The following is a 23,363-nucleotide window of genomic DNA, read 5'->3' on the forward strand; positions in this document are numbered from 1 at the left end:
AGCAGGCATTGCTAATCTTCCATCACCTAACAGGAAAAATTAATGAACACATTTTTAAGAAAACTTACTTTAATATTAACAGTAAGCTTAGGGTTACTCACCGCAACTTTGGCGCAAACGGTTAAAGAATGGAAGGTTTATTCGCCAGATCGTTCCCTTCAAATAAACCTTGAATTAAATAACGGCAGTTTGAGCTATTATGTGCAAAATAACGGCGCCGATATCATCCGTCGCTCAAAACTGGGAATTGAAAGCTCTACTGATAAATTTACCGGCGAACTGAGTTTTGTGAACGAACTTACCCGTAAAATTAACGAAATATATACCCTGCCTGCAGGGAAAACCGGGGTATATCGTGCAAACGCTAACCAGGCGAGCATCACCTTTGCAAACGGGCAACAAAACCAGGTAACTATTGATTTGCGCGCGTATAACGATGGTGTGGCCTTCAGGTATCGTTTTCCCGATTCAGCTAAAACCTATACGCTGGTAAAGGAACTTACAGAATTTGCCGTGCCCGAAGCCTCTGCATGGATGCAGCCCTATGGCCACGACCCGGCTTACGAAAATGTATTTAAAAATGGCATACCAGCCGGAACCGCCGCCAAAGATAGCAGCGGCTGGGCTTTTCCCGCCCTTTTTCATACCAAAGATCATTGGTTGTTTATAGCAGAAAGTAACACTACTGCCGATAACGCTGCCATGCACCTGCAGCAAAACTGCGATAACGGCGTGTATAAAATGGCGTTCCCGCTGGCAGGCGAAGGGTTGGGGCAGGGTAGCCCGTACCCGGTTGCAGTAACGCCCTTCGCAACCGCGTGGCGGCTTATTATTGCCGGTAAAAATACCGCCGCTATAGTACAGTCAAACCTGGTTAATAACTTAGCGCAGCCAAATGCTATCGGCAGTGTATCGTGGGTTAAACCCGGCCGATCGTCATGGAGCTGGTGGAGCGACCATGCAAGCAGCCGTAATATAACAACGATGAAACGTTTCATCGACCTGTCGGCTAAAATGAATTGGGAATATTCACTGGTAGATGCTAACTGGAATATACCCACTGAAGGCGGTACAATAGAGGATCTGGTTAAATACGCAAAGCAGAACGATGTAAAACTAACTTTATGGTATAACTCTGGCGGGCCCCATAATAACGTTACCGAACAACCGCGCGATGTGATGTTTAACCCGGATACCCGTAAACTGGAGATGAAAAAACTTCACGATTGGGGAGTTAAAGCCATTAAAGTTGATTTTTTTCAAAGCGATAAACAGGATGTTATGAAGCTGTACCTGGATATTTTAAAGGACGCCGCCCAGCAGCAGATCATGGTGATATTTCATGGAAGTACCATGCCGCGGGGCTGGGCACGAACATACCCCAATCTGCTATCAATGGAGTCGGTACGCGGGGCAGAGAACTATGGATGGGATCCCCGATTTGCGATGGATGCCGCTGAATTAAACACCATATACGTTTATACCCGCAACGTGGCCGGTTCTATGGATTATACGCCGGTAACATTTTCGGATTATAAATGTTGCCCCCATACTACCACCAACACCCACGAACTGGCTTTAAGCGTGGTATTTGAATCGGGTATGATGCATTTTGCCGACAGCGATTCATCGTACCTGAGCCAGGATGCGGCTGTAAAAAAGTTTTTAAGCGATGTGCCCAGCGCCTGGGATGAAACCAGGTTGATACAGGGCGAGCCCGGTAAAGACGCCGTTATAGCAAGGCGTAAAGGCAAAAACTGGTATATTGCCGGTATTAACGGCGAAAATGTTTCTAAAAACTACACCATAAGCCTGCCGTTTTTAGACCACAAAAAAAGTTATCGGGGGACCCTATTTACTGATGGCAGTACCACACGCACATCGTTCATAACGATGTGGTAAAGAAAAAAGACAACAAACTTATGGTTACCATGATGCCGAAAGGTGGGTTTGTGTTAGAACTAAAGCCCTGACCTAAGTAATTTAAAGCCCGGCTCAAAAGCCGGGCTTTTTGTTTTGCCAGGTTGCCATTTGGCTATACACGGCAGGTGTTTCATCATCTATATGCCTGTTGCCTGGTTATGCGCGCAGCAAATCCCGGGCTGATCTTTACGGGGAAGTAATTAACTGGACTAAACCATTTATATTTATTGGACTATTTAGCTCGTTTGCAGAATTATAAAATTTGAACATGGCCCTGCTGCGCCTCTAAAAGTATAATTTACAATTAAACCCATTACAATGTCCATTTCAGAAATTGTTTACCAGCGCGAACTTACGCTTAACGCGGATGAATTTATTGACGTATTAAACCGCAGCACCCTTGCCGAGCGCCGCCCCGTTGACGATGCCGAACGCATAAAGGATATGCTGCAAAACGCCAACCTGATAGTTACCGCACGGTTGGATGGCAAACTGATTGGTTTATCGCGCGCGCTAACTGATTTTGCTTTTTGCACTTACCTCTCTGACCTTGCCGTAGACCAGGCGTATCAGCGATCGGGGATTGGAGTTAGGTTAATAGCCGAAACCAAAAAGCATTCGCCAAAAGCCAAACTCATATTGCTTGCTGCGCCGGCCGCTGTAAATTATTACCCGAAAACCGGTATGACCAATTTTGCACACTGCTTTCTGCTTGATGATGTAAACGACCTTATTATTAAAGACAAGTAAATCAGAGATATTTATCGCTTACCGGCAGGTGTTCACGTTCGGCGCACGTGAACACCGTGAACATTCATGAACGCTTGATTATCAGTTAGTTGATATTATTGGTGGCGCAACAGCGTCACCACCGCCAAAACTGGGTTTTACCCAAGTAATGCCTTGTTTATCAGCGACTAATAAATGATATTAGATATTTAAGGCCGCTGCACACCAACCCGCCGGTGCCAGGGCTGCGAATTTTAAGGCAAGCGCAGCCTGCCCCGCTATAAAAATGCTGCGATCAGGCCAGCCCTGATATACATCACAAAATTTATTTTTAACTTGATCGCTAAACCTGAATTATAAATGAAAAAAATTATTGGGTTGCCCTTTGCGGCTGCCGTTTTTGTATTGCTGTACGGCTGTAACCAAAAAAAGGATTACAGATCCTGGCCGCAATACAAAGGTTCAAATGAAAACATTCATTATTCTTCATTAACGGAGGTAGATACCACAAATGTTAGTCGGCTTCAGGTAGCGTGGACATACCACACCCGTGATGCCGACACCATAAACCATTCGCAGATACAGTGTAACCCTATTGTTGTTGATGGGGTACTGTACGGCACTACGCCAAAAATGAAGTTGTTTGCTATTGATGCCACCACCGGCCAGGAAAAATGGCAGTTTAACCCCTTCGATTCGCTGGCTAAGGACAAAAAAATGTTTTTTATCATGAACAATTCGCGCGGGGTGGCGTACTGGGCCAATGGTGAGGATAAACGGATATATTACAGCGCCGGGCCGTACCTTTATGCCATAAATGCCATAACCGGCAAAACCATCAGCAGCTTTGCCGATAAAGGCAAGCTTGACCTGCACGACGGCCTTGACCGCGACGTAAAAGACCTGTTTGTTACCGCAACCTCGCCGCCTATCATGTACCGTAATATTATGGTAATGGGCACGCGTGTAGACGAGGGCGCGCACGCGGCACCCGGTCACATCCGGGCCTTTGATGTGCTTACCGGCAAACAGGTATGGATATTCCACACCATCCCGCACCCCGGCGAACCGGGTTTCGAATCGTGGGAGGACAAAAACGCCTGGAAATACATCGGCGGTGCAAATGCCTGGTCGGGCTTTAGCCTTGATGAAAAGCGAGGTATTGTTTATGGCTGCACAGGCTCGGCATCGTACGATTGGTATGGCGGAAAACGCCTGGGCAATAACTTGTACGCCGATTGCCTGCTGGCGCTTGATGTAAAAACGGGCAAGCTTAAATGGCATTTTCAGGATATTCATCATGATGTTTGGGACAGGGATATCCCAACTGCGCCGGCATTGGTCACCATAAAAAAAGACGGAAAAAGTATTGATGCTGTTGCCGTTACCACCAAAACAGGTTTTATATTCACTTTCGACAGGGAAACCGGGAAACCCGTTTACGACATTGTAGAAAAACCGGTGCCAACCTTTACCGACCTGAAAGGCGAGAAGCTATCGCCAACACAGCCTTATCCAACTGCACCTGCCCCGTTTATGCGCCAGCTGGTAACCGAGCAGGAACTGAACCCGTATATGCCCGATAGCTCGCGTAAAGCGGTTTTGGCGGCCTTTAAAAGCTACCGTACCAATCATATGTTCAACGCGCCAACGCTTGGTGGAATAGTGGAATTTCCCGGGCTTGACGGAGGCGGCGAATGGGGTGGCCCGTCTTACGACCCCGAAACAGGTATCCTGTACGTTAACGCCAACGAAATGGCCTGGGCAATAAGCATGCTCACCGTTGACACCAAAGGCGCTGCGGGCGAAACCAACCTGCTTGCCGGGCAAAGGCTCTATCGATCGTACTGCATGACCTGCCACGGATCAGACCGCAAAGGAGCGGGTACTGTTCCCTCACTTATCAATATCAACAGAAAATATAATGCCTTGCAGTTTGATACGCTGATACAATCCGGCCGCAGGATGATGCCGGCTTTCAGGCAGCTTAAGCCCGCGGAGCGCAAAGCTATAGCTTCGTTTGTGCTGGATATCGGGAACGAGCAGCCTAAAAGCTTTATTGACGAATTTGGTAAAAACGACGAGTATTACCGCCTGCCGTACGCGATGGCCGGCTACAATAAATTTTTAAGCAAAGAGGGGTATCCCGGTATAAAACCACCCTGGGGCACCCTTAACGCTATCGACCTTAATACGGGTAAATTTGTTTGGAAAAGAGCTTTGGGGAACGATCCTGAATTTCCGCACGGAAAAGAAGATTCGGGTACCGAAAATTATGGTGCATCGGTTATAACCAAAGGCGGGCTGCTGTTTATTGCCGCCACCAAAGATGGTAAGTTCCGCGCTTTCAATAAAAGAACCGGTAAGCTGCTTTGGCAGGTTACATTGCCGGCGCCGGGTTACGCAACACCATCGGTTTACGAAATTGATGGAAAGCAATACATTGTGATAGCCTGTGGCGGCGGTAAAATGAATACAAAGTCGGGCGATAGCTATGTGGCGTTCGCCCTGCCGTCAAAATGATCTGACATGAGGAAATATAATTTATTGATCGTTTTTATAGCTGCAGCGCAGCTTGCATCGGCACAGTTTAGCTTTAACATGTTCCAGACCGGGCATTGCCGCGATACGCCGGTTTACGACAGGATAAACGCATCGTACAACGCCCAACCAACAAAACCTACTATTGACGGCGAACCCATTTACGAAGACCACCCCGTTTGTTTTAATGTGAACGACTTGGGCACTTCAAGCGCTTACGACGTACGTAAATCAGCCTATTTAGATTTACTTTCGGGGGCTTTTGGACATACTTACGGCTGTCATGACATCTGGCAGATGTATTCGCCCAAGCACGAGCCGCTAAACGGCCCGCACATGTTTTGGTACGTTGCTGTTGATTTGCCGGGCGCCAACCAGATGCGCTATGTACGGAGGTTGATGGAATCGCACCCGTTGCTGGACAGGGTACCCGACCAGTCGGTGGTGCTGGAAAACGACAAGCCCGCGCCCGGGCGTATCCAGGCAGCGCGCGGTACAGATTATATATTTGTTTACTCGGCCAGCGGTGAGCCGTTTACTGTGGTTGCCAATAAAATATCAGGTAACACCTTAAACGCTTACTGGTATAACCCGCGCGATGGTAAAACCCGGGATGCCGGAACAGTTTCAAACCGGCGGGACAATAAATTCAGCCCGCCGTCAAACGGTTACGGGCAAGATTGGGTACTGGTTTTAGATGATGCCGCTAAACAATACCAAAAGCTGTAAGCATTTTATAACCTGTTTAATTTGCGTGGCAGCAAACGGCAGGCAATTGCTGTAACTTATAGCGATTTAAATAATTTTTTGCATTAAATAATCGTTAAAATAACGTACATTTAATGTAACCAAATTGTTAAGCCCATGCGCGCGCTTTCCTGTTTTTTGCTTACACTGTGCTTTGCAGTGTGTTTTACTGCCGTAAAAGGGCAGGGGCAGCAGGTGCGCGTAGATTTTTATAAAGACCCATTTACTGTTGTGGTAGATAGGTCTGTTATGGTAGATATCCCGCAGCAGTTTAGCTCTGAAAGTTTCAAAAAAGGATATGCCGCGGTTAACGCGGCAAAGTGCCGGCCCATCATAGATTCGCTTTTGGCCTATAAGCAAGAACATCAGCTTAACGACTGGTTGTATTACCAGCTTGTTCGCCGGGTAGCGCAGCAAATAAGCCCTAAGGAAGAAAATTATGGCAGGTACACTTTTTATAAGTGGTTTATGCTAAATAAATCGGGATATGATGCGCGTTTGGCGCTAACAAGTAACAAGGTGATATTTTATGTTTACAACACCGAAGATATCAGCGATATACCATACTTTATGATCAATGGCAAGCAATACGTTTGCCTTAATATTCATGATTATGCTAACGCCAACCTTAACGACGACCCGCCTGTACCCGTAAATATCGCTATAGCCGGGGCAACGGGAGCGTTCTCGTACCGGGTAACCATGATGCCCGATTTTATGCCCGAGCACGACATCGAGAAACAGGTATCGTTTGAGTACGATCATAAGAAATATTATTTTAAGGTAAAGCTGAATACCGATCAGCAAAAGGCGTTTAACAATTACCCGGGTGTTAGTTTCGAAACATACTTTAATATCCCGCTGAGTAAAGAAACTTACGGATCGCTTATCCCATTGTTAAAAAAGAATATGAAAGGGATGAACGAGCAAAAGGGCGTAGACTACCTGATGCGCTTTACCCGCTATGCGTTTTTATATGAGAATGATAATGACAACTACGGCAAAGAGAAACGCCTGTCGCCGGGAGAAACACTGGCCGCCAATTACAGCGATTGCGATGACCGCGCGGCCTTGTTCTTTTACCTGGTAAAAGAAATATATAACCTGCCCATGATAGCCCTGCTTTATCCCACCCACATTACCATGGCGGTTGAGTTTAGCCAGCCGGTGGGCTACCCAATTGTGTACAAGGGTAAAACCTACTCGATATGCGAGCCAACCCCTCAGGCCGAAAATTTAGGCGTAGGGCAATTGTCGGCCAAACTGAAAAGTACGCCGTATCACGTAGTGTATGCTTATGAACCTTCGGGCAGATAACTAATCTCTACAAAAAGTTATCACTTTCTCTGTAAGCAGCAATAACCCTTTGTTCGCCCTCTTTACCGGGTTTTGAGTTACCGTGCTCCATGCCTAATACACCTTTGTAGCCTTTTTCGTGCAGGAATTTAAAGATATTCTTGTAGTTAACTTCGCCGGTGGTAGGTTCGTTACGGCCGGGGTTATCACCTATCTGGAAGTATGCGATCTCGTCCCAGGCAAGCTTAATATTGTTGATCATATTACCTTCATTTTTCTGCATGTGGTACATATCGTAGAGGATTTTGCAGCTTTGGCTGTTAACCCCTTTGCATATCATATAGGTTTGCGCGGATGTGCGCAGGTACAGATCGGGGGTATCGCTTAAAGGCTCAAGCACCATTACAATGCCATGCGGCTCCAATATTTCGGCACCTTTCCGTAAGGCAGTTATTACGTTCGCGTTTTGAATATCGAGGGGCAGGTTGCGGGCGAAATCGCCGGGTACAACGGTGGCTAACTTACCGCCGCAGCGTTTAGATACCTCAACCGCCTGCCGGCATCCCTTTAAAAAAATATCAACATGCTCTTGTTTGCCTGCTGCCAGTGTATTAGCCCCGTTACCACCTTTGTCGAGCACAAAGACACCCATAGCCATACCCAGCTTTGCCAGCAGGTTGCCAATTTTTTCCTGCTCGGCGGGCGGTCTGCCGCTCATGCCGTTATCCTCGATGCTCCGGAAGCCCTGGTCGTATATAAACTGTATCTGATCTAAAAAATTTGTACCTGCCGAGTTTTTAAACATGCCATCGTGCGGTGCATAGTTCATGTTAAAAGGCTTGCCGGGCGCCGCCGGCGCGCCCGTATTGCAACTTGTTGTGCTGGCCAAAACCGCGTTACCGGCTAAAAGCGAACTTGCTGCCAACGCGCTGTTTTTTAAGAATTTGCTTCTGTTCATGGTACAGGTGTTACAATTGATTGATAGTAAAAGGGCTGTAATATCACACTTTTTATGATAAATACTATACGCTTCTGTTATTTATATCGGCAGAAATTTGGTTATTGGTCTGGCTTTACAGCGTTGTTTTTAACGAACATTACTGCCATTAGCGCGCCCAAAAAGCCCAGCCCGGCCGATATCCGCATCACATTGGCATAAGCAGTTATAAAACTGCCGGTATATGCCTTGTTTATTTCACTTTTTTCCACCCCTGTAAATTCCGAGGGTGCTTTCGCGTTTCCTAAGTTAACAGCCTGTTTTACAACAGCTTGTTCCTGCGCATCGTCCAGCTTTAAATTTTTGATGCTGCCTTGCAATGCGCCCGAAAACAACAGCACCGCCAAAGCGCCCAATATCGCGTTAGCGAAAACATTGGCTACACGTGTAAGCGCGTTGTTTACACCTGACGCCGCGCCCGAGAAACGATCGCTTACCGAACCCATAACCGCCGCAGTAAGTGGGGCAACCGTAAACGACATCCCCAAACCAAGCACCAATATTCCTGGAAAAAAAGTGGTCCAATAATCTGCCGGACCGGCTGTTTGTTTCACAAAGGACAACAAAAACAACCCGGCACCTGCGATGGCAGGTCCCGCTATAAGGAATGATCGCGGCCCGTGTTTGTCGGCCAGCGCTCCTGCAAAACGCGCGACAACGATCATCAATATGGTAAATGGCAAAAACGTTAAGCCCGATTGCAGCTGGCTGTACCGCTGGACCTGTACCATATTTAAGCTCAGAAACAGCATGCCTGTGCTTAGGCCGGCATAAAGGAAGAGTGTAAGCAGGTTGGCACCGCTAAAGGTTGAATTTTTAAACAGCTGCAGCGGCATCATGGGGTTTTTACTGTGTTTTTCGATCAGCACGAAACCCGTTAATAAAACCAGGCCGCCAACCAACGTGATATACACCTGCCAATTGCCCGCGCCAACATCAGGTATACGCAAAAAACCGAAAGTAACGGCTGCAAGGCCCAAAGCAATGGCAATGGCGCCCGCAATATCAGGGGGTTGTTTGTTTTCGTCGCCCCGTATCTCTTTAACCTGCTTAGCCAGTATGATAAGGGCGGCTATGCCAATGGGTATGTTTATAAAAAAAATGTACCGCCACAAACCGGCATCGGCAAAGGCGCCGCCTAAAACGGGGCCGCCCATGGTAACCACAGTGGTAAAGGCGCTCCAGGTGCCAATGGCTTTGCCGCGCTCGGCCGGGTTGATAGAAGAAGAGATAAGTGATAAACTGCCGGGTATCATTAGTGCCCCGCCAATACCCTGCAGCATCCTGAATACGATAAGCAAAGTTACGCCCGGTGCAAAGCCGCAGGCTGCAGAGCCCGTAATAAAAATAAAAATACCTGTCATGAATATTCTTTTGCGCCCAAGCTTATCGCCCAGCGCCCCTCCAATGAGTATCAGCGAAGCCAGCATCAACAGGTAGGCGTTTAAGATCCAAAACAAGTCGGTGCCGCTGGCGCCAAGGCTTTTTTGCAGCGATGGCAATACCACGTTTAGCGCCGTGGCATCGATAAAGGCCATAGCCGATGCCATAATGGTTGATACCATTATCCATTTACCGGCTTTACTTCCCAATGCAACTGTAGGCATAGTAGTATAAGATTTTTAGTAAAACTAACAAAATGCCGGCTAAAGCATGCTCATAAAAAACAGGGGCTTAGTGTATCGAAATTTAAGCAGCTATTTGTTATTTGAAAAATACTTTGTAATTATGCCCTACCAATATACAAACTATCTACCGTCTCATTTTATGCTTCCACAAAAGGAATATCAAATGTGGCCCGATGCAGAGCTTTTAAATCTGCTAAGGCTGGACGACCGTAAGGCGTTTGAAACACTGTACAAAAAATATTCGGCCAAAGTTTACCAGGCAGCGTATAATCTGTTTCGCGACAAGGCCATCTGTGAAGATCTGGTGCAGGAGCTTTTTATCGACCTGTGGACAAAGCGACATAAGCTGAATATCTCTTCGCTGGAGTGGTACCTTAAGGTTGCCATTAAAAACCGTGTGCTGATGTACCTGCGCACCCAGCGGGCCACGCTTGATCTTTCGGCCATTGCCATGCTTACCGAAAAATATACCACGGATAGCAGGCTGCTTCAGGGGGATATCAGCAATATACTCGAAAATAATGTAGAGCGCCTTCCCGAAAAGTGCCGCCAGATATTTACATTAAGCCGTAAGGAATACCTTTCCAATAAAGAGATAGCTTCGCGTTTAAACATCTCGGTAAAAACCGTGGAAAATCAAATGACTATTGCCCTGCGCTACCTGCGCACCGGCCTTGGCGATTACCTGCCCATGATAGTGGCTGCGTTAATTATTTTGGCTCAAAGCTAAAAACAGAAAGCTATAACAGCAGTTCATAAAAAGCTTTGTGCTTTGGACTTTCTGCTTTCTGCTTCCGCCTTCCGCTCATCTCAAAAAATATTTCATCCGGCTTAGGGGGTAGGCATGCTAAACGCATCTTACACATATAAACCAATGAGAAAGTTTACTTTTCTGAGAAAAAAAATCCAGGCCAAAGACCGCTCTTTGCAGGAAAAACTTGTGACCAGGTATTTCGAGGACCTTGATCTGAACGATCAGGACCTGGAAGCCGGGCAATCAGGTTTTAACAGCAATGACGTATACAACCGCATTATCGACGATATCGATGCCATGCCGGTTAAACCTGCGGGCACAAATAAAAAATGGATGGTTGCTGCCTCATTGGTTGCTATAGCAGCATCTTCTGCGTTCATCTATCAATACCGTACCCAGGTGCTTGACGTGATATCTCCGATAGCGCAACGCCAGATTGTTACAATCAATGGCCAGGTGGCAAACCTAACCCTTGCCGACGGTACAAAAGTATGGCTTAACGGGGGCAGTAAGCTAAGTTACCCCGAAGCTTTCCGCGGCGATAAAAGGCAGATAACCTTAACCGGCGAAGCCTTTTTTGAAGTAGCGCACGATGCAACAAAAGCTTTTATCGTTCATACGGGCGATATTAAAACACAGGTATTAGGCACCAGCTTTAATGTAAAGGCTTACCCCGAAGATAAGTTTGTAAAAGTTGATGTAGCCACCGGAAAGGTTGGTGTGGTTGCACGGGCTGCTAAAACAGTATTCCTGCTGCCATCAGACGAGGTGATGGTAGATAAAGCAAACCACAGCGCAACTACCAGTAAGGGCGTTGATGTAAATACCCTTGCCGGCTGGAAGAGCGGCGACTTTAACGTAAAGAATATGCCGCTGCCCGAAGTATTGAACGCCATATATCATCGGTACAACATACAGGTAAAGGCTGATGCTAACCTTGTAAAATGTTCCATAACAGCCAATTTTACAAATGTATCGCTCCAAAACATCATCAAGATCATCTCGAAACTGGTGAGGGGCAGGGCATACGCCGATGGGCCTGGCTATTATTTAAAAGGCAAGGGCTGCTGACAAAAGAAAAACCAATTACAAAACAGATAACCAATTATCAATTAACCTAAATAAAACAGATGATGACATAAATACATAAAAAAACCCTGTTCAATAGGATTTTGAAACAGGGTGATTAAAATGCCGGGTTATTATTAAGTGTACGTTTCAGAGGTCGAATTCAGAACGCTGCACTTGAATTTCAAACACTTTAATTTATTCAAATCTATGAATATATCTCTATTTTCAAATGGAGTAGTTCGTTATGTATTAATATTAATGAAATTTACCTCGCTTGCCTGCTTTGTTGTTTGCCTGATGTGTTTTACAGCGGTTGCAAACAATTCGTATGGCCAGAAATTTTTAGAGCAACAGGTAACGCTTAAGTTTAAAAACCAAAAGCTTACCGATGCGCTTGAGAAGATTGCGGCCGATAAAAAAGTAAAATTTGCTTATGCGGATAATTTACTGAAGCCGACTTTCAGGGTTGATCTTAACGTAACTAACAAAAGCATCAGGGAGGTGCTTAATGAGGTTTTAACTCCGTTTAACCTCAGTTACAAAATTATTGATGATGTTGTGGTTATAGGCGAAGGACCGGCCGCTACAACACTTACAGGTATTACCTCGCAGGCGGTTCAAGCTGTAAAGGTGCAGGGTAGGGTGGTTGACGATACCAACCTGCCTTTACCGGGTGTAAGCGTAAAGCTTAAAGGCACCAACTTAGGCACGGTGACTGATGTTAACGGAAACTTTGTTTTAGACGTTCCAAATACTGATGGCACCCTTGTATTCAGCTTTATTGGCTTTACCACTAAAGAAGTGCCGCTTAACGGGCAAACTTCCGTTGGTAATATCCAGCTGGTGGCCTCACAAAGCTCGCTTAACGAGGTTGTAGTTATTGGTTACGGCACCCAAAAACGTGTCAACGTTATTGGCGCGGTTGACCAGGTAACATCAAAAGCCATTGAAGGCAAGCCCGCAGTAAACCTTACACAGGCCTTACAGGGTACATCGCCTAACTTAATAATACAGCAAACCAGTAACGAGCCCGGCGCTTATCAAACCATTAACATACGCGGTGTAAGTACATTTGGTGATAATAACCCGCTTATTGTAATTGACGGCATAACCGGGGGCGACCTTAACCTGTTAAACCCACAGGATATTGAGAGCGTATCTGTGTTGAAAGACGCCGGTAGCGCTGCAATTTATGGATCGCGTGCGGCAAATGGTGTAATACTGGTTACTACCAAAAAGGGGAGCAAAAACGCAGGAGCATCACTTACATATAATGGCCAGGGTGGCGTGCAGGTTCCGCATGTTGGTTACAAACCGGTACACTCTTACGAGAACGCCATTTTGCGCAACGAGGCGGTAGTAAATGCGGGTTTAACGCCAATTTACACCCCCGAGCAAATACGCCAGTTTCAAACCCAGGGCGATAACCAATGGTTTTTAGATGCTATCTTAAAGAACGCTGTTCAGCAAAGTCATAACCTTAGCCTGTCGGGCGGTAATGCTACATCTACCTACCTGGTATCAGCCGGCGTGCTTGATCAGCGCAGCAACCTGGTTGGCCCCGATTACGGTTTAAGGCGTTACAACTACCGTATGAACATGAGCACCGAGTTTGGCCGTTTAAAACTGACCAGCATTCTTTCATACGCCCGTACCGAGATAAAAGAGCACTCTTATAACACCGGTACGCTGATAGTTGATGCGGGCCGTACACCAACTTATTATCCCATTAAAGACGACCAGGGCAATTATTTAACCAATGATGTACTGGCAGAATTTAACCCGCTTGGTATCCTTGAAAAAGGGGGTTACCGCAGGCGCGATAACGATAATATTTTTGGAAACCTTACAGCCGAACTGGGCATCACTAAAGACCTGAAGTTGAAAGGTGTATTTGGTGGCACATTACTTTCTAACCACATGTTCGGTCGCGTTATGCAGGTTAATTACCTGCCAAAAGGCACGTATGGGTCTGACCGGAACACCAACGATGATAACAACAAAAATCTTTATATCAATACACAGTTCCTGGCGCAATACACCAAAACCTTTGCAAAAGATCATAACGTGGATATATTGTTAGGCGTTGCAAACGAATCGACAGATAACCAGAGCAATTACCTGCGGTTAAAATATACCGATCCTGAACTGGGTACGCCAATTACAGGTACAATTATTGAAACATCATCAACCGCAACAAACAACAACAGGTTAGAAACCAGCCTGAACTCCTTGTTCGGCCGCGCGTCGTACTCATTCAAAAACAAATACTACGGCGAGTTTGACTTCAGGATAGATGCTTCGTCAAAATTCGCAAAGCAAAACCGTGATGCATTTTTCCCATCGGTAACAGCAGGTTACCGCATTACCGAAGAAGACTTTATGCAAAACTACCGCGATAAGGTAGGCGACCTTAAGCTGCGTGCATCATACGGTATATTGGGTAACCAAAACGTTGGTATTTACCAGTTCCTGAATACTTATGGCGTATCAACAGGTTCGTATTATGCGTTTAATAACTTACCGGTAAGCACTACCGATATTAAATTTGCTAACCCTGATATCCGCTGGGAGCGCGCATCCACCTTTAACGTAGGTGCCGATGCAACATTCTTCAAGAACGCACTGACACTTTCTGTTGATTACTTCAACAAAATTACCCGCGATATCTTACTGCCGCCTGTAGTTCCCGGCGTATTTGGCGCATCGCTGCCCGACTATAATGCCGGCGAAGTACAAAACCGTGGCTGGGAAGTTAATCTGAATTATCGCTTAAAAACCGGCGCTTTCAACCACAGCTTTGCGTTGAACGTGGGTGATACCAAAAACAAGGTGTTGAAATTGGAAGGCGGCGACCAGCTAAAAGGTTACGACGAGATGCAGATCATCAACAAAGTTGGTTTACCTATCGGGTCGTACGTTGGTTTGGTTCGCGATGGCTATTTCCAAAATCTTGATGATATCAACAATGGCCCTAAACCGGCAGGCCTTAATGTGCAGCCCGGCGATAACCGGTATGTAGACGTGAATGGCGATGGTGTTATTGACGAGAACGATAAGTTTGTGTTGGGCAACGGTTTTCCGCGCTTAACGTTCGGCTTTACTTATAACATGACGTTCAAAGGTTTCGACTTTAACCTGTTTTTACAGGGTGTTGGCAAACGCAGCATGTTTGTAAGGGGCGAGCAGGTTGAGCCTTTCCACGTTAACTATTCGCAGGTTATTTACCAGCACCAGCTTGATTACTGGACACCGCAAAACCCCAATGCCCGGTACCCGCGCCTTGCGGCAAGTGGCAGCCAGTCTAACGAGAACAATTTCCGCCGGGGCTCTGATATGTACCTGTTTGATGGCTCATACCTAAGGGTTAAAAATGTACAAATAGGTTATACTTTACCCGTAGGTGTGGCCAAAACAATTGGCATGCGCAAAGTTAGGGCATACCTTACCGGGCAAAACGTGCTTACTTTCTCTGGTATGAAGTTTATCGATCCTGAGTCGACAGAATTAGGGGGTAATGTGAGTGCGGGTGGTGCAAACAGCGGCAGGTCGTACCCGTTGCCTGTTTATTATGGTTTTGGTATTGATATAACCCTTTAATCTATACAAACATGAAAAAATTTAATATCAACAAAATAGGGGTTGCATTATTACTGGCATTAAGTTTATCGGCCTGCAAGAAACTTGACCTTGCGCCCGAAAACAGGTTTACCGATGCCAATTACTGGACAACAACCGATAAAGCAAATAACGTTTTAAACACAGCTTATACACAAATATCAAACAGCGGGTATTTCTTTTCGCAGGAAGCGCTTTCTGACAATGCGTATATGGGCCGTGGCGATGCTTTTAATGCAGCATCGTTGGCCGCGGGCACTTACGACGCGTCATTAGGCCGTTTTAAAAGCGAATGGTACGACCATTACAACGGCATAAAAACCTGTAACATTTTCCTTGAAAATGTTGACCGCGTTACCGCTATGGATGCCGGGTTAAAAGCGCGCATGAAGGCTGAAGCGAGGTTTATACGCGCATGGCATTACTTTTTGCTGGAAACCTGGTGGGGCGATGTGCCGCTGATTGAGAAAGACCTTACCATTGACGAAGCGAAGACCATTTCGCGCACGCCAAAGGCACAGGTAGTCGACTTTGTATTGAAAGAACTTGATGCGGCTGCTGCCGACCTGCCGGTAAACACAGCTTTGGCGGATGCCGACAGGGGACGCGTAACCAAGGGCGCTGCTATTGCCTTAAAGGCAAGGGTACTGCTTTACGAGAGCCGTTGGGCTGATGTTGTGACCGAATGCGAAAAGCTGATAGGTAAAACCGATAACGGAACTTACGCGCTGTTCCCATCGTACGAAGGCTTGTTTTTGCCACAGAACGAATATAACAGCGAGGTGATGTTCGATCTGCAATACCTGCCGCCATCAGTGGGCAGCCGTTCGTATACCGAGTTCAGGGATCTGGCACCATTATCAGTAGGCGGCAGGCTTAACGCTGTTGCGCCAACACAGGAGCTGGTTGACAGCTACTTGATGCTGAACGGCAAAAAACCGGGCGAGTCGGGCTCAGGATATGACGAGAACAACCCGTATGTTGACCGCGACCCGCGTTTAACTTATACCGTTGTATATCATCTGTACAAATGGAAAAAACCGGATAACAGCATACAAACTATTTACACTAAACCCGGTTCAGACCCGGATCAGGAGCATCACTTTGATGAATATGCGCCCGGAGCGATTACCTCGCCAACCGGTTATTATACCCGTAAATACTACGACCCTACATCAACACCTGCCGACTTTGGTTCGGGCCTTAATTTGATACTCATCCGTTATGCAGATGTGCTGTTAATGTATGCCGAAGCAAAAATGGAACTTGGACAGCTTGATGCGAGCGTTTGGGACAAAACCATAAAACCAATACGTGCACGTGCAGGCTTTACCAATGCTGCCGCGCTTAACTTCCCGGCTGTTGGTGCTTCTGAGTTACGTGAGATAGTGCGCAACGAACGCCGCAGCGAGTTTGCCATGGAAGGCCTGCGCATATTTGACATACGCCGCTGGAAAATTGCCGACGATGTGTTGAATGGCTGGGCGCATGGCGCTAAGTTTGGCGCTGCCGGTGTAGATGGCGGTTATATACGCGCTAACCTGCGCACGTTTGATGCAAGCAAAAATTATTTATGGCCGATACCGAGGGACGAAAGGGCTATTAACCCCAACCTTACTCAAAACCCGGGCTGGTAATTCATTAAATATTTATAAAAAATTATAATTTATTAAGATCATGAAAAATATTTTTTACTGCCTGGTTGCAGGTATAGTAGCGCTGATGTTTGTATCTGGCTGCAAAAAAGATAAAACAATAGGTAATACAAACGTATCTGCGGTTAGCAACTTGTTTTTACCCGAAGATGGTAAATACATTAAGATTGCGTCAGGCGCATCGGGCTCTGTTTCGTTTGAATGGGAGCAGGCCCGCGCAGAAGATAACGGGTTGGTTTTATATGAAGTGGTATTCGATAAAGAGGGCGGTGATTTTTCACAGCCCCTTTATTCGGTGCCATCAGATGGTAACGGATTGTACAACAAGCTTACCGCATCGTTCAGCGATCTGAACAAAATTGCTACCCTGGCTGGTGTAAAGCCACAGGAATCGGGCAAGGTTATCTGGACAGTACGTTCATCAAAAGGTATTAATGCCGTCTCTTCCACACAAAAGCGCGTGGTTGAAATTGAGCGCCCTGCCGGCTTTACCGAAATACCAACCGAACTGTTTATAACAGGTACTGCAACCGAAGGTGGCGACGACCTGACCAAAGCCATCAAAATGAAACAAACCGCCCCGGGTAAATTTGAGGCGTTCACTTCGTTAAAAGCAGGCAGTTTCCACTTTGCTGACCGTACTACCGGTACACCGTCGACATTCTCGTATGATGGTACTAAGCTTACAGAAGGCGGCAATACAGAGTTTACCGGCTCAACCAAAGTTGAAAGGATAGAAGTTGATATGAATGTGGCATCGTACAAAACTACCGAGGTTACCAACGTAGGTTTATGGTTCTCTGCGGATAACAAGATATGGTTTGACCTTACTTATGCAGGCAATGGTACCTGGGAAGCAAATGATAAATCAATTGTATTCCACCAGGAATCATGGGGCCGCGACGAACGTTACAAGTTCAGGTTTACGTTCAAAAATGCCGATGGTTCAACAACAACCCAGTATTACGGCAGTGCAAATGCTGATAACAGCGCGGCAAATGCAGGTACACCGCCAACTTACTATTACATGTTGCCGGTAAACAACTCGCAGTACGATTATACATTTAAGTTTAACCACGATTTTGATAATAAAACTGCTGACATTAAAGTAATATTCAACGCTACCGTCCCTCAGTATACACACACGGTAACCGGTAACTAATCAGTATTATAAAACTGGTTTGCAGGGCCTCACGGCCTTGCAAACTTAACATCATTAAACTTTAGTTTATGAACAGCATCACCCAACATATAAAAAAAGTGGCTTTGGCCGGGCTTATCCCGGTTGTGCTTACTTCCTGCTTAAAGGACAAACCCTTCCCGCTTTATGGCAATAAGCCTACCCCAGCGGTTGATTATACCTTTGCTGCTACGGCCGATTCGCTGCAGGAGAAAACTTACACCACGTTTCTGTCTGCCAATGGTAATTATTTTGTGCAGAACAATGCCGGCAACACCAATTATAACTACTGGCCGCAGGCCCACACGCTTGATGTTTTTACCGACGCTTACTTGCGCACCAAGAACGATATTTACAAACAGCGCATGAAATCGTTATTAAATGGTACCCGCATTACCAATGGTAACAAATATCAGAACGAGTATTATGACGATATGGAGTGGCTGGCGCTTGCAAGCCTGCGTGCCTTTGAGGCAACCGGTGACAATGATTATATGAATGCCGCCAATATTTTATGGACCGACATAAAAACAGGCAAAAACGATAACCAGGGTGGTGGTATTGCCTGGAGAAAATCGCAGCTTGATTATAAAAATACCCCGGCAAATGCGCCCGCTATAATTTTCGCGGCCCGCCTTTACCGCTTAGAGCACAATGCCGACGATCTGGCCATTGCCAAAGAATTGTACTCGTGGTTGAAAACCACCCTGGTTGACCCGGGCAGCGGCATAGTTTGGGATGGTATTAACGGCGACCATGACGGGCAGATCAGCAAAAATAAATTTACTTATAACCAGGGTACGTTTATCGGCGCCGCGCTTGAGCTTTATAACGTTACCGGCGATGCCGCTTATTTAGCCGATGCTGTACGCACGGCATCAGCTACAATAAAAGATCTGGATATTGCACCGGGAGGCCTGCTGAGAAACGAAGGCCAGGGCGACGGTGGTTTGTTTAAAGGTATTTTGGTACGGTACTTAACCTTACTTACCCTTAAAGATGACGTTGCTGCCGCCGACCGCGAAGCTTACGCCAAATTTTTAAAATATAATGCCGAAACCTTATTTGTAAAAGGGATAAGCAGGCCCGACCTTATGGTTAGCCCCGACTGGAAATCAAAACCATCGGGCACTACAGACCTCACCACGCAGATAAGCGGGGTTACGATGATGGAAGCCGCAGCCACGTTAAAAGCAGCCGGCAAATTTTAAACACAGAGAGTTGGATCTTCCGGGCTATATTTGTCCGGAAGATTTTTTTATTTACCTATTTATGAATATGAAGAGAAGGCAATTTATTGGGAATACCACGGTATTGGGTGCCGGTGTTTTAATGAGCAAATTTTCGTTAGCGGCTAAGCCCGCTTTTCCTGTGGTAAGGGTACCTGTATCGCAGCGCAGGTTTAAAAGTGTATCGGTTGAAAAAGCTATAGCCGAATTTAAATCGAAAGTTAAAAACCCGGAACTGGGATGGCTTTTCGAAAATTGTTTCCCAAACACGCTGGATACAACGGTTACCTATAAGCTTGTCAATAATAAGCCCGATACCTATGTAATTACCGGCGATATTGACGCCATGTGGCTGCGCGATAGCAGCGCGCAGGTTTGGCCGTATATTGCCTTTATAAATAAAGACGCCGACCTAAAAAAACTGGTTGCAGGCGTAATAAACCGCCAGGTAACCTGTATACTGCGCGACCCTTACGCCAACGCCTTTTATGATGACCCTAACAAAGTAGGCGAGTGGAAGGATGATGTCACCGACATGAAACCCGGCCTGCACGAGCGCAAGTGGGAGATCGACTCGCTTTGCTACCCTATACGCCTGGCCTATAAATACTGGAAACTTACCGGCGATACATCGCCTTTTGATGGCAGGTGGAAAACCGCCATACAAAGCATTCTGAAAACATTTAAAGAGCAGCAGCGCAAGGAAAACGACGGGCCATACTCGTTTCAGCGCAGAACATCGTGGGCTACCGATGGTGTGCCGATGAACGGTTATGGTTACCCGGTTAAACCAAATGGCCTTATCTGCTCGGCGTTCCGCCCCAGTGATGATGCTACTATTTATTCGTACCTGGTACCTTCAAACTTCTTCGCGGTAACCAGCTTAAAACAGGCATCAGAAATGGTAAAAAGTATCTCAAAGGATGATGCTTTAGCCGCCGATTTATTGGCACTTGCAACCGAGGTTGACGCCGCGCTGCAAAAAAACGCTGTAATAGATCACCCGGATTACGGAAAAATATACGCTTACGAGGTGAACGGTTTTGGTAGTTACAACCTGATGGACGATGCCAACGTGCCGAGTTTATTAGGCATGCCATACCTTGATGCCGTAAAAAACACCGATCCCGTTTATATCAATACCCGCAAGATGTTATTGTCGTTAAACAACCCTTTCTTTTTTAAGGGCACGGCAGGCGAGGGGATTGGCGGCCCGCATATCGGCAAGGATATGATATGGCCGATAAGCATCATCATACGCGCTATAACCAGTAACAATGATGCCGAAATAAAGGAATGTATTGAAACGTTGCGCAAAACGCACGGCGGTACAGGTTTTATGCACGAGTCGTTCCATAAAAACGATCCTACAAAATTTACCCGTAAGTGGTTTGCCTGGGCTAACACTCTCTTTGGCGAGTTACTTTGGGAAACTTATACGCAAAAGCCTCAACTGTTAGGTTAAACTAATTGAGTTTGTATATTTACCAAACTTTATAACTGTAACATTAACATCTATTCATGAAAAACATTTTAAAGACCGTTTGCCTGGTGGCAGGGGTGTTTGCGAATAGCTTTGCCCATGCACAAGCTACCAAGGCGCCCGCTTATCCGCTGATTACGCACAATACCTATTTTAGCGTGTGGTCATTTTCTGACGACCTGAACGAATCTACCACCCGCCACTGGACGGGCAAAAACCAATCGATGTTGGGATTGATAAAAGTAGATGGTGAAACGTACAGGTTTATGGGTAAAATGCCGGTAAGTTACAAAAATTTAGTAGCCGATGGCGAAACAAAGCCTTATACGGCAAAATATACCGAAAGCAAACCGGCAGACGGGTGGGAAGCAACTGATTTTAACGATAAAGGCTGGAAAACGGGTACGGCGCCATTTGGCGACGATCCCAAGATGGCCAAAACACTTTGGAAATCCCGCGACCTGTGGGTGCGCCGTACCTTCATTTATAAAAAGTCGGAGCCTATAAATAAGCTTATCCTAAGACTACGTCATGACGACGATGCTGAGGTTTACCTTAACGGAGAAAAAATAGCGGTAGGGCCCGGCGCCAATGGCGACCTGCTGCCGGTTGACCTAAAAGGCGACGTTGCAGATAAGCTAAAGGATGGCGAGAACGTGCTTGCTATGCATTGCGTTAACACAGGCGGCGGTGCATGGCTGGATGCCGGTTTCGCCGATGAGTTAAAGCCGGTGATCAATATGGATGTTAAAACAGCTAAGCAAACTGGCGTTACCATTAACGCTACACAAACCATATATACCTTTAAATGTGGCGATGCTGATCTTAAACTAACATTTACATCGCCATTGCTGATGGATAATCTTAACCTGCTCTCGAGGCCGGTAACCTATATCACGTACAGCGTAAAGGCAAATAATAATAAAGCCCATGATGTAAAGGTTTACTTTGGCGCATCGGCAGATCTGGCGCGTAATAAACCTAACCAACCCGTTATAGCGCAGCGATATATACAAAAACAGCTATCTGTTTTAAAGGTTGGTACAAAAGAACAGCCGGTACTACAAAAGAAAGGCGACGACCTGCGTATAGATTGGGGCTACCTGTACGTGGCAGCCCCGGCGGCTGCAAAAGCTACGCAGTTTATCAGTAACGATATGCAGACTGCGGGGTCGTTTACGGGTAAATCAATGCCGGCTACAACCGCGGGCGGCGAGGGGGCGTTTTTAAACACGGTTATCCCGTTTGGCAGGGTTGGCAGTGCTGCTGTCGAAAGGTTTATCGAAGTAGGGTATGATGATGGTTTTTCGGTTCAATACTTTGGTAAAAAACTGAGGCCGTGGTGGAATAAAGAAGGTAGAAAAAACATGTTGGGCGAGCTGAAGCAAGCGGCTGTCGATTACAAAACGGTAATTGCTAAATGTAAGGCCTTTGACGATGCCATGAATGTGAAGGCATCAGCAGCGGGTGGTTTAGAATATGCCAAGCTTTGCGCCATTGCTTACAGGCAGGCCATTGCCGCGCATATGTTAACCCAAAGCCCTAAAGGCGAGATCCTGTGGTTATCTAAAGAGAATTTCAGCGGCGGTTTCATCAATACTGTTGATGTTACTTATCCTTCGGCGCCGTTGTTCTTAATTTATAACCCAAAGCTTGCCGAAGGTATGCTGAACGGCATCTTCGAGTTTAGTGAAACAGGTAAATTCAAACACCCTTTTGCCGCGCATGATCTGGGTACCTATCCCTTTGCCAACGGCCAAACTTACGGCGAAGGTATGCCGGTAGAAGAGTCTGGTAACATGCTGCTGCTGGTTGCTGCCATTGCAAAGGCCGAAGGTAATGCCAATTATGCTAAAAAGCATTGGGCAACTTTAACCACCTGGACAAATTACCTGATCAAAGAAGGGCTTGACCCAGCCAACCAGCTTTGTACCGACGACTTTGCAGGGCACCTGGCGCGTAACGCCAACTTATCGTTAAAAGCCATCAACGGTATTGGCGCTTACGCTATGCTGGCAGATATGCTTGGCCATAAAGCTACCGCTGCAAAATACCATACTATAGCAAAGGATTTTGTAGCTAAGTGGATGCAAATGGCCGACGCCGGCGACCACTACTCGCTGGTGTTTGAAAAGCCCGATACCTGGAGCCAGAAATATAACCTGGTTTGGGATAAACTGTTAGGATTGAAGCTGTTCCCTAAATCGGTTTACGAAAAGGAGATAAAATACTACCTTACCAAACAAAATGAATACGGCTTGCCGCTGGATAGCCGCAAAACGTATACAAAATCCGACTGGATAGTATGGACAGCGACGTTAGCGGATAATGCCAATGATTTTAAAGCGCTAACTGATCCTATTTATAAATACGCCACCGAAACATCGTCGCGCGTACCTATCAGCGACTGGCACGAAACCACCAACGGCAAACAGGTGGGTTTCCAGGCGCGCAGTGTGGTGGGCGGCTATTTTATGAAAGTGCTGGAACAGCAATGGCTTAAAAAGTAATT

At 46.3% G+C, this 23,363-nt stretch carries 15 protein-coding genes; 13 read left to right on the top strand and 2 right to left on the bottom strand.

From position 1 onward, the window contains the following. The first annotated feature begins 42 nt into the window (after positions 1 to 42). The 5 genes from GWR56_RS15675 (at position 43) to GWR56_RS15695 (ending at position 7,257) form a co-directional block, all read left to right on the top strand. Positions 43 to 1,902 carry a glycoside hydrolase family 97 protein gene (locus tag GWR56_RS15675; protein WP_162432164.1) on the top strand — a complete coding sequence of 620 codons (1,860 nt, stop codon included), beginning with the start codon at positions 43 to 45 and terminating at the stop codon, positions 1,900 to 1,902. Between the two features lie 339 nt (positions 1,903 to 2,241). Then, positions 2,242 to 2,673 carry a GNAT family N-acetyltransferase gene (locus GWR56_RS15680; protein ID WP_162432165.1) on the top strand — a complete coding sequence of 144 codons (432 nt, stop codon included), beginning with the start codon at positions 2,242 to 2,244 and terminating at the stop codon, positions 2,671 to 2,673. 339 nt (positions 2,674 to 3,012) lie between these two features. Further along, positions 3,013 to 5,175 carry a PQQ-binding-like beta-propeller repeat protein gene (locus GWR56_RS15685; RefSeq protein ID WP_162432166.1) on the top strand — a complete coding sequence of 721 codons (2,163 nt, stop codon included), beginning with the start codon at positions 3,013 to 3,015 and terminating at the stop codon, positions 5,173 to 5,175. 6 nt (positions 5,176 to 5,181) lie between these two features. Further along, positions 5,182 to 5,922, top strand: a complete 741-nt coding sequence (locus tag GWR56_RS15690) for a DUF4038 domain-containing protein (RefSeq protein WP_162432167.1) — start codon at positions 5,182 to 5,184, stop codon at positions 5,920 to 5,922. Positions 5,923 to 6,057: 135 nt separating this feature from the next. Continuing rightward, a complete protein-coding gene (locus GWR56_RS15695; protein ID WP_202925334.1) occupies positions 6,058 to 7,257 on the top strand; it encodes a hypothetical protein in 1,200 nt (399 codons plus the stop codon). Between the two features lie 7 nt (positions 7,258 to 7,264). Here GWR56_RS15695 and GWR56_RS15700 read toward each other — a convergent pair whose 3' ends face one another. Then, positions 7,265 to 8,194 carry a hydroxypyruvate isomerase family protein gene (locus GWR56_RS15700; protein WP_162432168.1) on the bottom strand — a complete coding sequence of 310 codons (930 nt, stop codon included), beginning with the start codon at positions 8,192 to 8,194 and terminating at the stop codon, positions 7,265 to 7,267. Between the two features lie 101 nt (positions 8,195 to 8,295). Beyond that, positions 8,296 to 9,840, bottom strand: coding sequence for an MFS transporter (locus tag GWR56_RS15705; protein ID WP_162432169.1), 1,545 nt, complete (start codon positions 9,838 to 9,840; stop codon positions 8,296 to 8,298). 160 nt (positions 9,841 to 10,000) lie between these two features. Between GWR56_RS15705 and GWR56_RS15710 the strand changes: the two genes are divergently transcribed. The 8 genes from GWR56_RS15710 to GWR56_RS15745 all read left to right on the top strand — a co-directional run bounded on the left by GWR56_RS15710 (position 10,001) and on the right by GWR56_RS15745 (position 23,361). Next, a complete protein-coding gene (locus tag GWR56_RS15710) occupies positions 10,001 to 10,591 on the top strand; it encodes an RNA polymerase sigma-70 factor (protein WP_162432170.1) in 591 nt (196 codons plus the stop codon). A 144-nt stretch (positions 10,592 to 10,735) separates the two neighbouring features. Then, the gene (locus tag GWR56_RS15715; protein WP_162432171.1) at positions 10,736 to 11,686 is read left to right on the top strand and encodes a FecR family protein; all 951 of its coding nucleotides are present in this window, start codon (positions 10,736 to 10,738) and stop codon (positions 11,684 to 11,686) included. A gap of 258 nt (positions 11,687 to 11,944) precedes the next feature. Next, positions 11,945 to 15,286: a TonB-dependent receptor gene (locus tag GWR56_RS15720; RefSeq protein ID WP_162432172.1), complete on the top strand. Its 3,342-nt coding sequence runs from the start codon at positions 11,945 to 11,947 to the stop codon at positions 15,284 to 15,286. Positions 15,287 to 15,297: 11 nt separating this feature from the next. Beyond that, entirely contained in the window at positions 15,298 to 16,941 is a 1,644-nt protein-coding gene (locus tag GWR56_RS15725; protein WP_162432173.1) for a RagB/SusD family nutrient uptake outer membrane protein, read from the top strand. A 40-nt stretch (positions 16,942 to 16,981) separates the two neighbouring features. Beyond that, entirely contained in the window at positions 16,982 to 18,121 is a 1,140-nt protein-coding gene (locus GWR56_RS15730) for a SusE domain-containing protein (protein ID WP_162432174.1), read from the top strand. 68 nt (positions 18,122 to 18,189) lie between these two features. Next, positions 18,190 to 19,350 (top strand): glycoside hydrolase family 76 protein, encoded by a 1,161-nt coding sequence (locus tag GWR56_RS15735; protein ID WP_162432175.1) that lies wholly within the window; start codon positions 18,190 to 18,192, stop codon positions 19,348 to 19,350. Between the two features lie 67 nt (positions 19,351 to 19,417). Then, positions 19,418 to 20,833: a glycoside hydrolase family 125 protein gene (locus tag GWR56_RS15740; protein WP_162432176.1), complete on the top strand. Its 1,416-nt coding sequence runs from the start codon at positions 19,418 to 19,420 to the stop codon at positions 20,831 to 20,833. A 56-nt stretch (positions 20,834 to 20,889) separates the two neighbouring features. Beyond that, positions 20,890 to 23,361, top strand: a complete 2,472-nt coding sequence (locus GWR56_RS15745; protein ID WP_162432177.1) for a glutaminase family protein — start codon at positions 20,890 to 20,892, stop codon at positions 23,359 to 23,361. Positions 23,362 to 23,363 lie beyond the last annotated feature (2 nt).

The sequence above is a fragment of the Mucilaginibacter sp. 14171R-50 genome (assembly GCF_010093045.1).
Lineage (GTDB): Bacteria > Bacteroidota > Bacteroidia > Sphingobacteriales > Sphingobacteriaceae > Mucilaginibacter.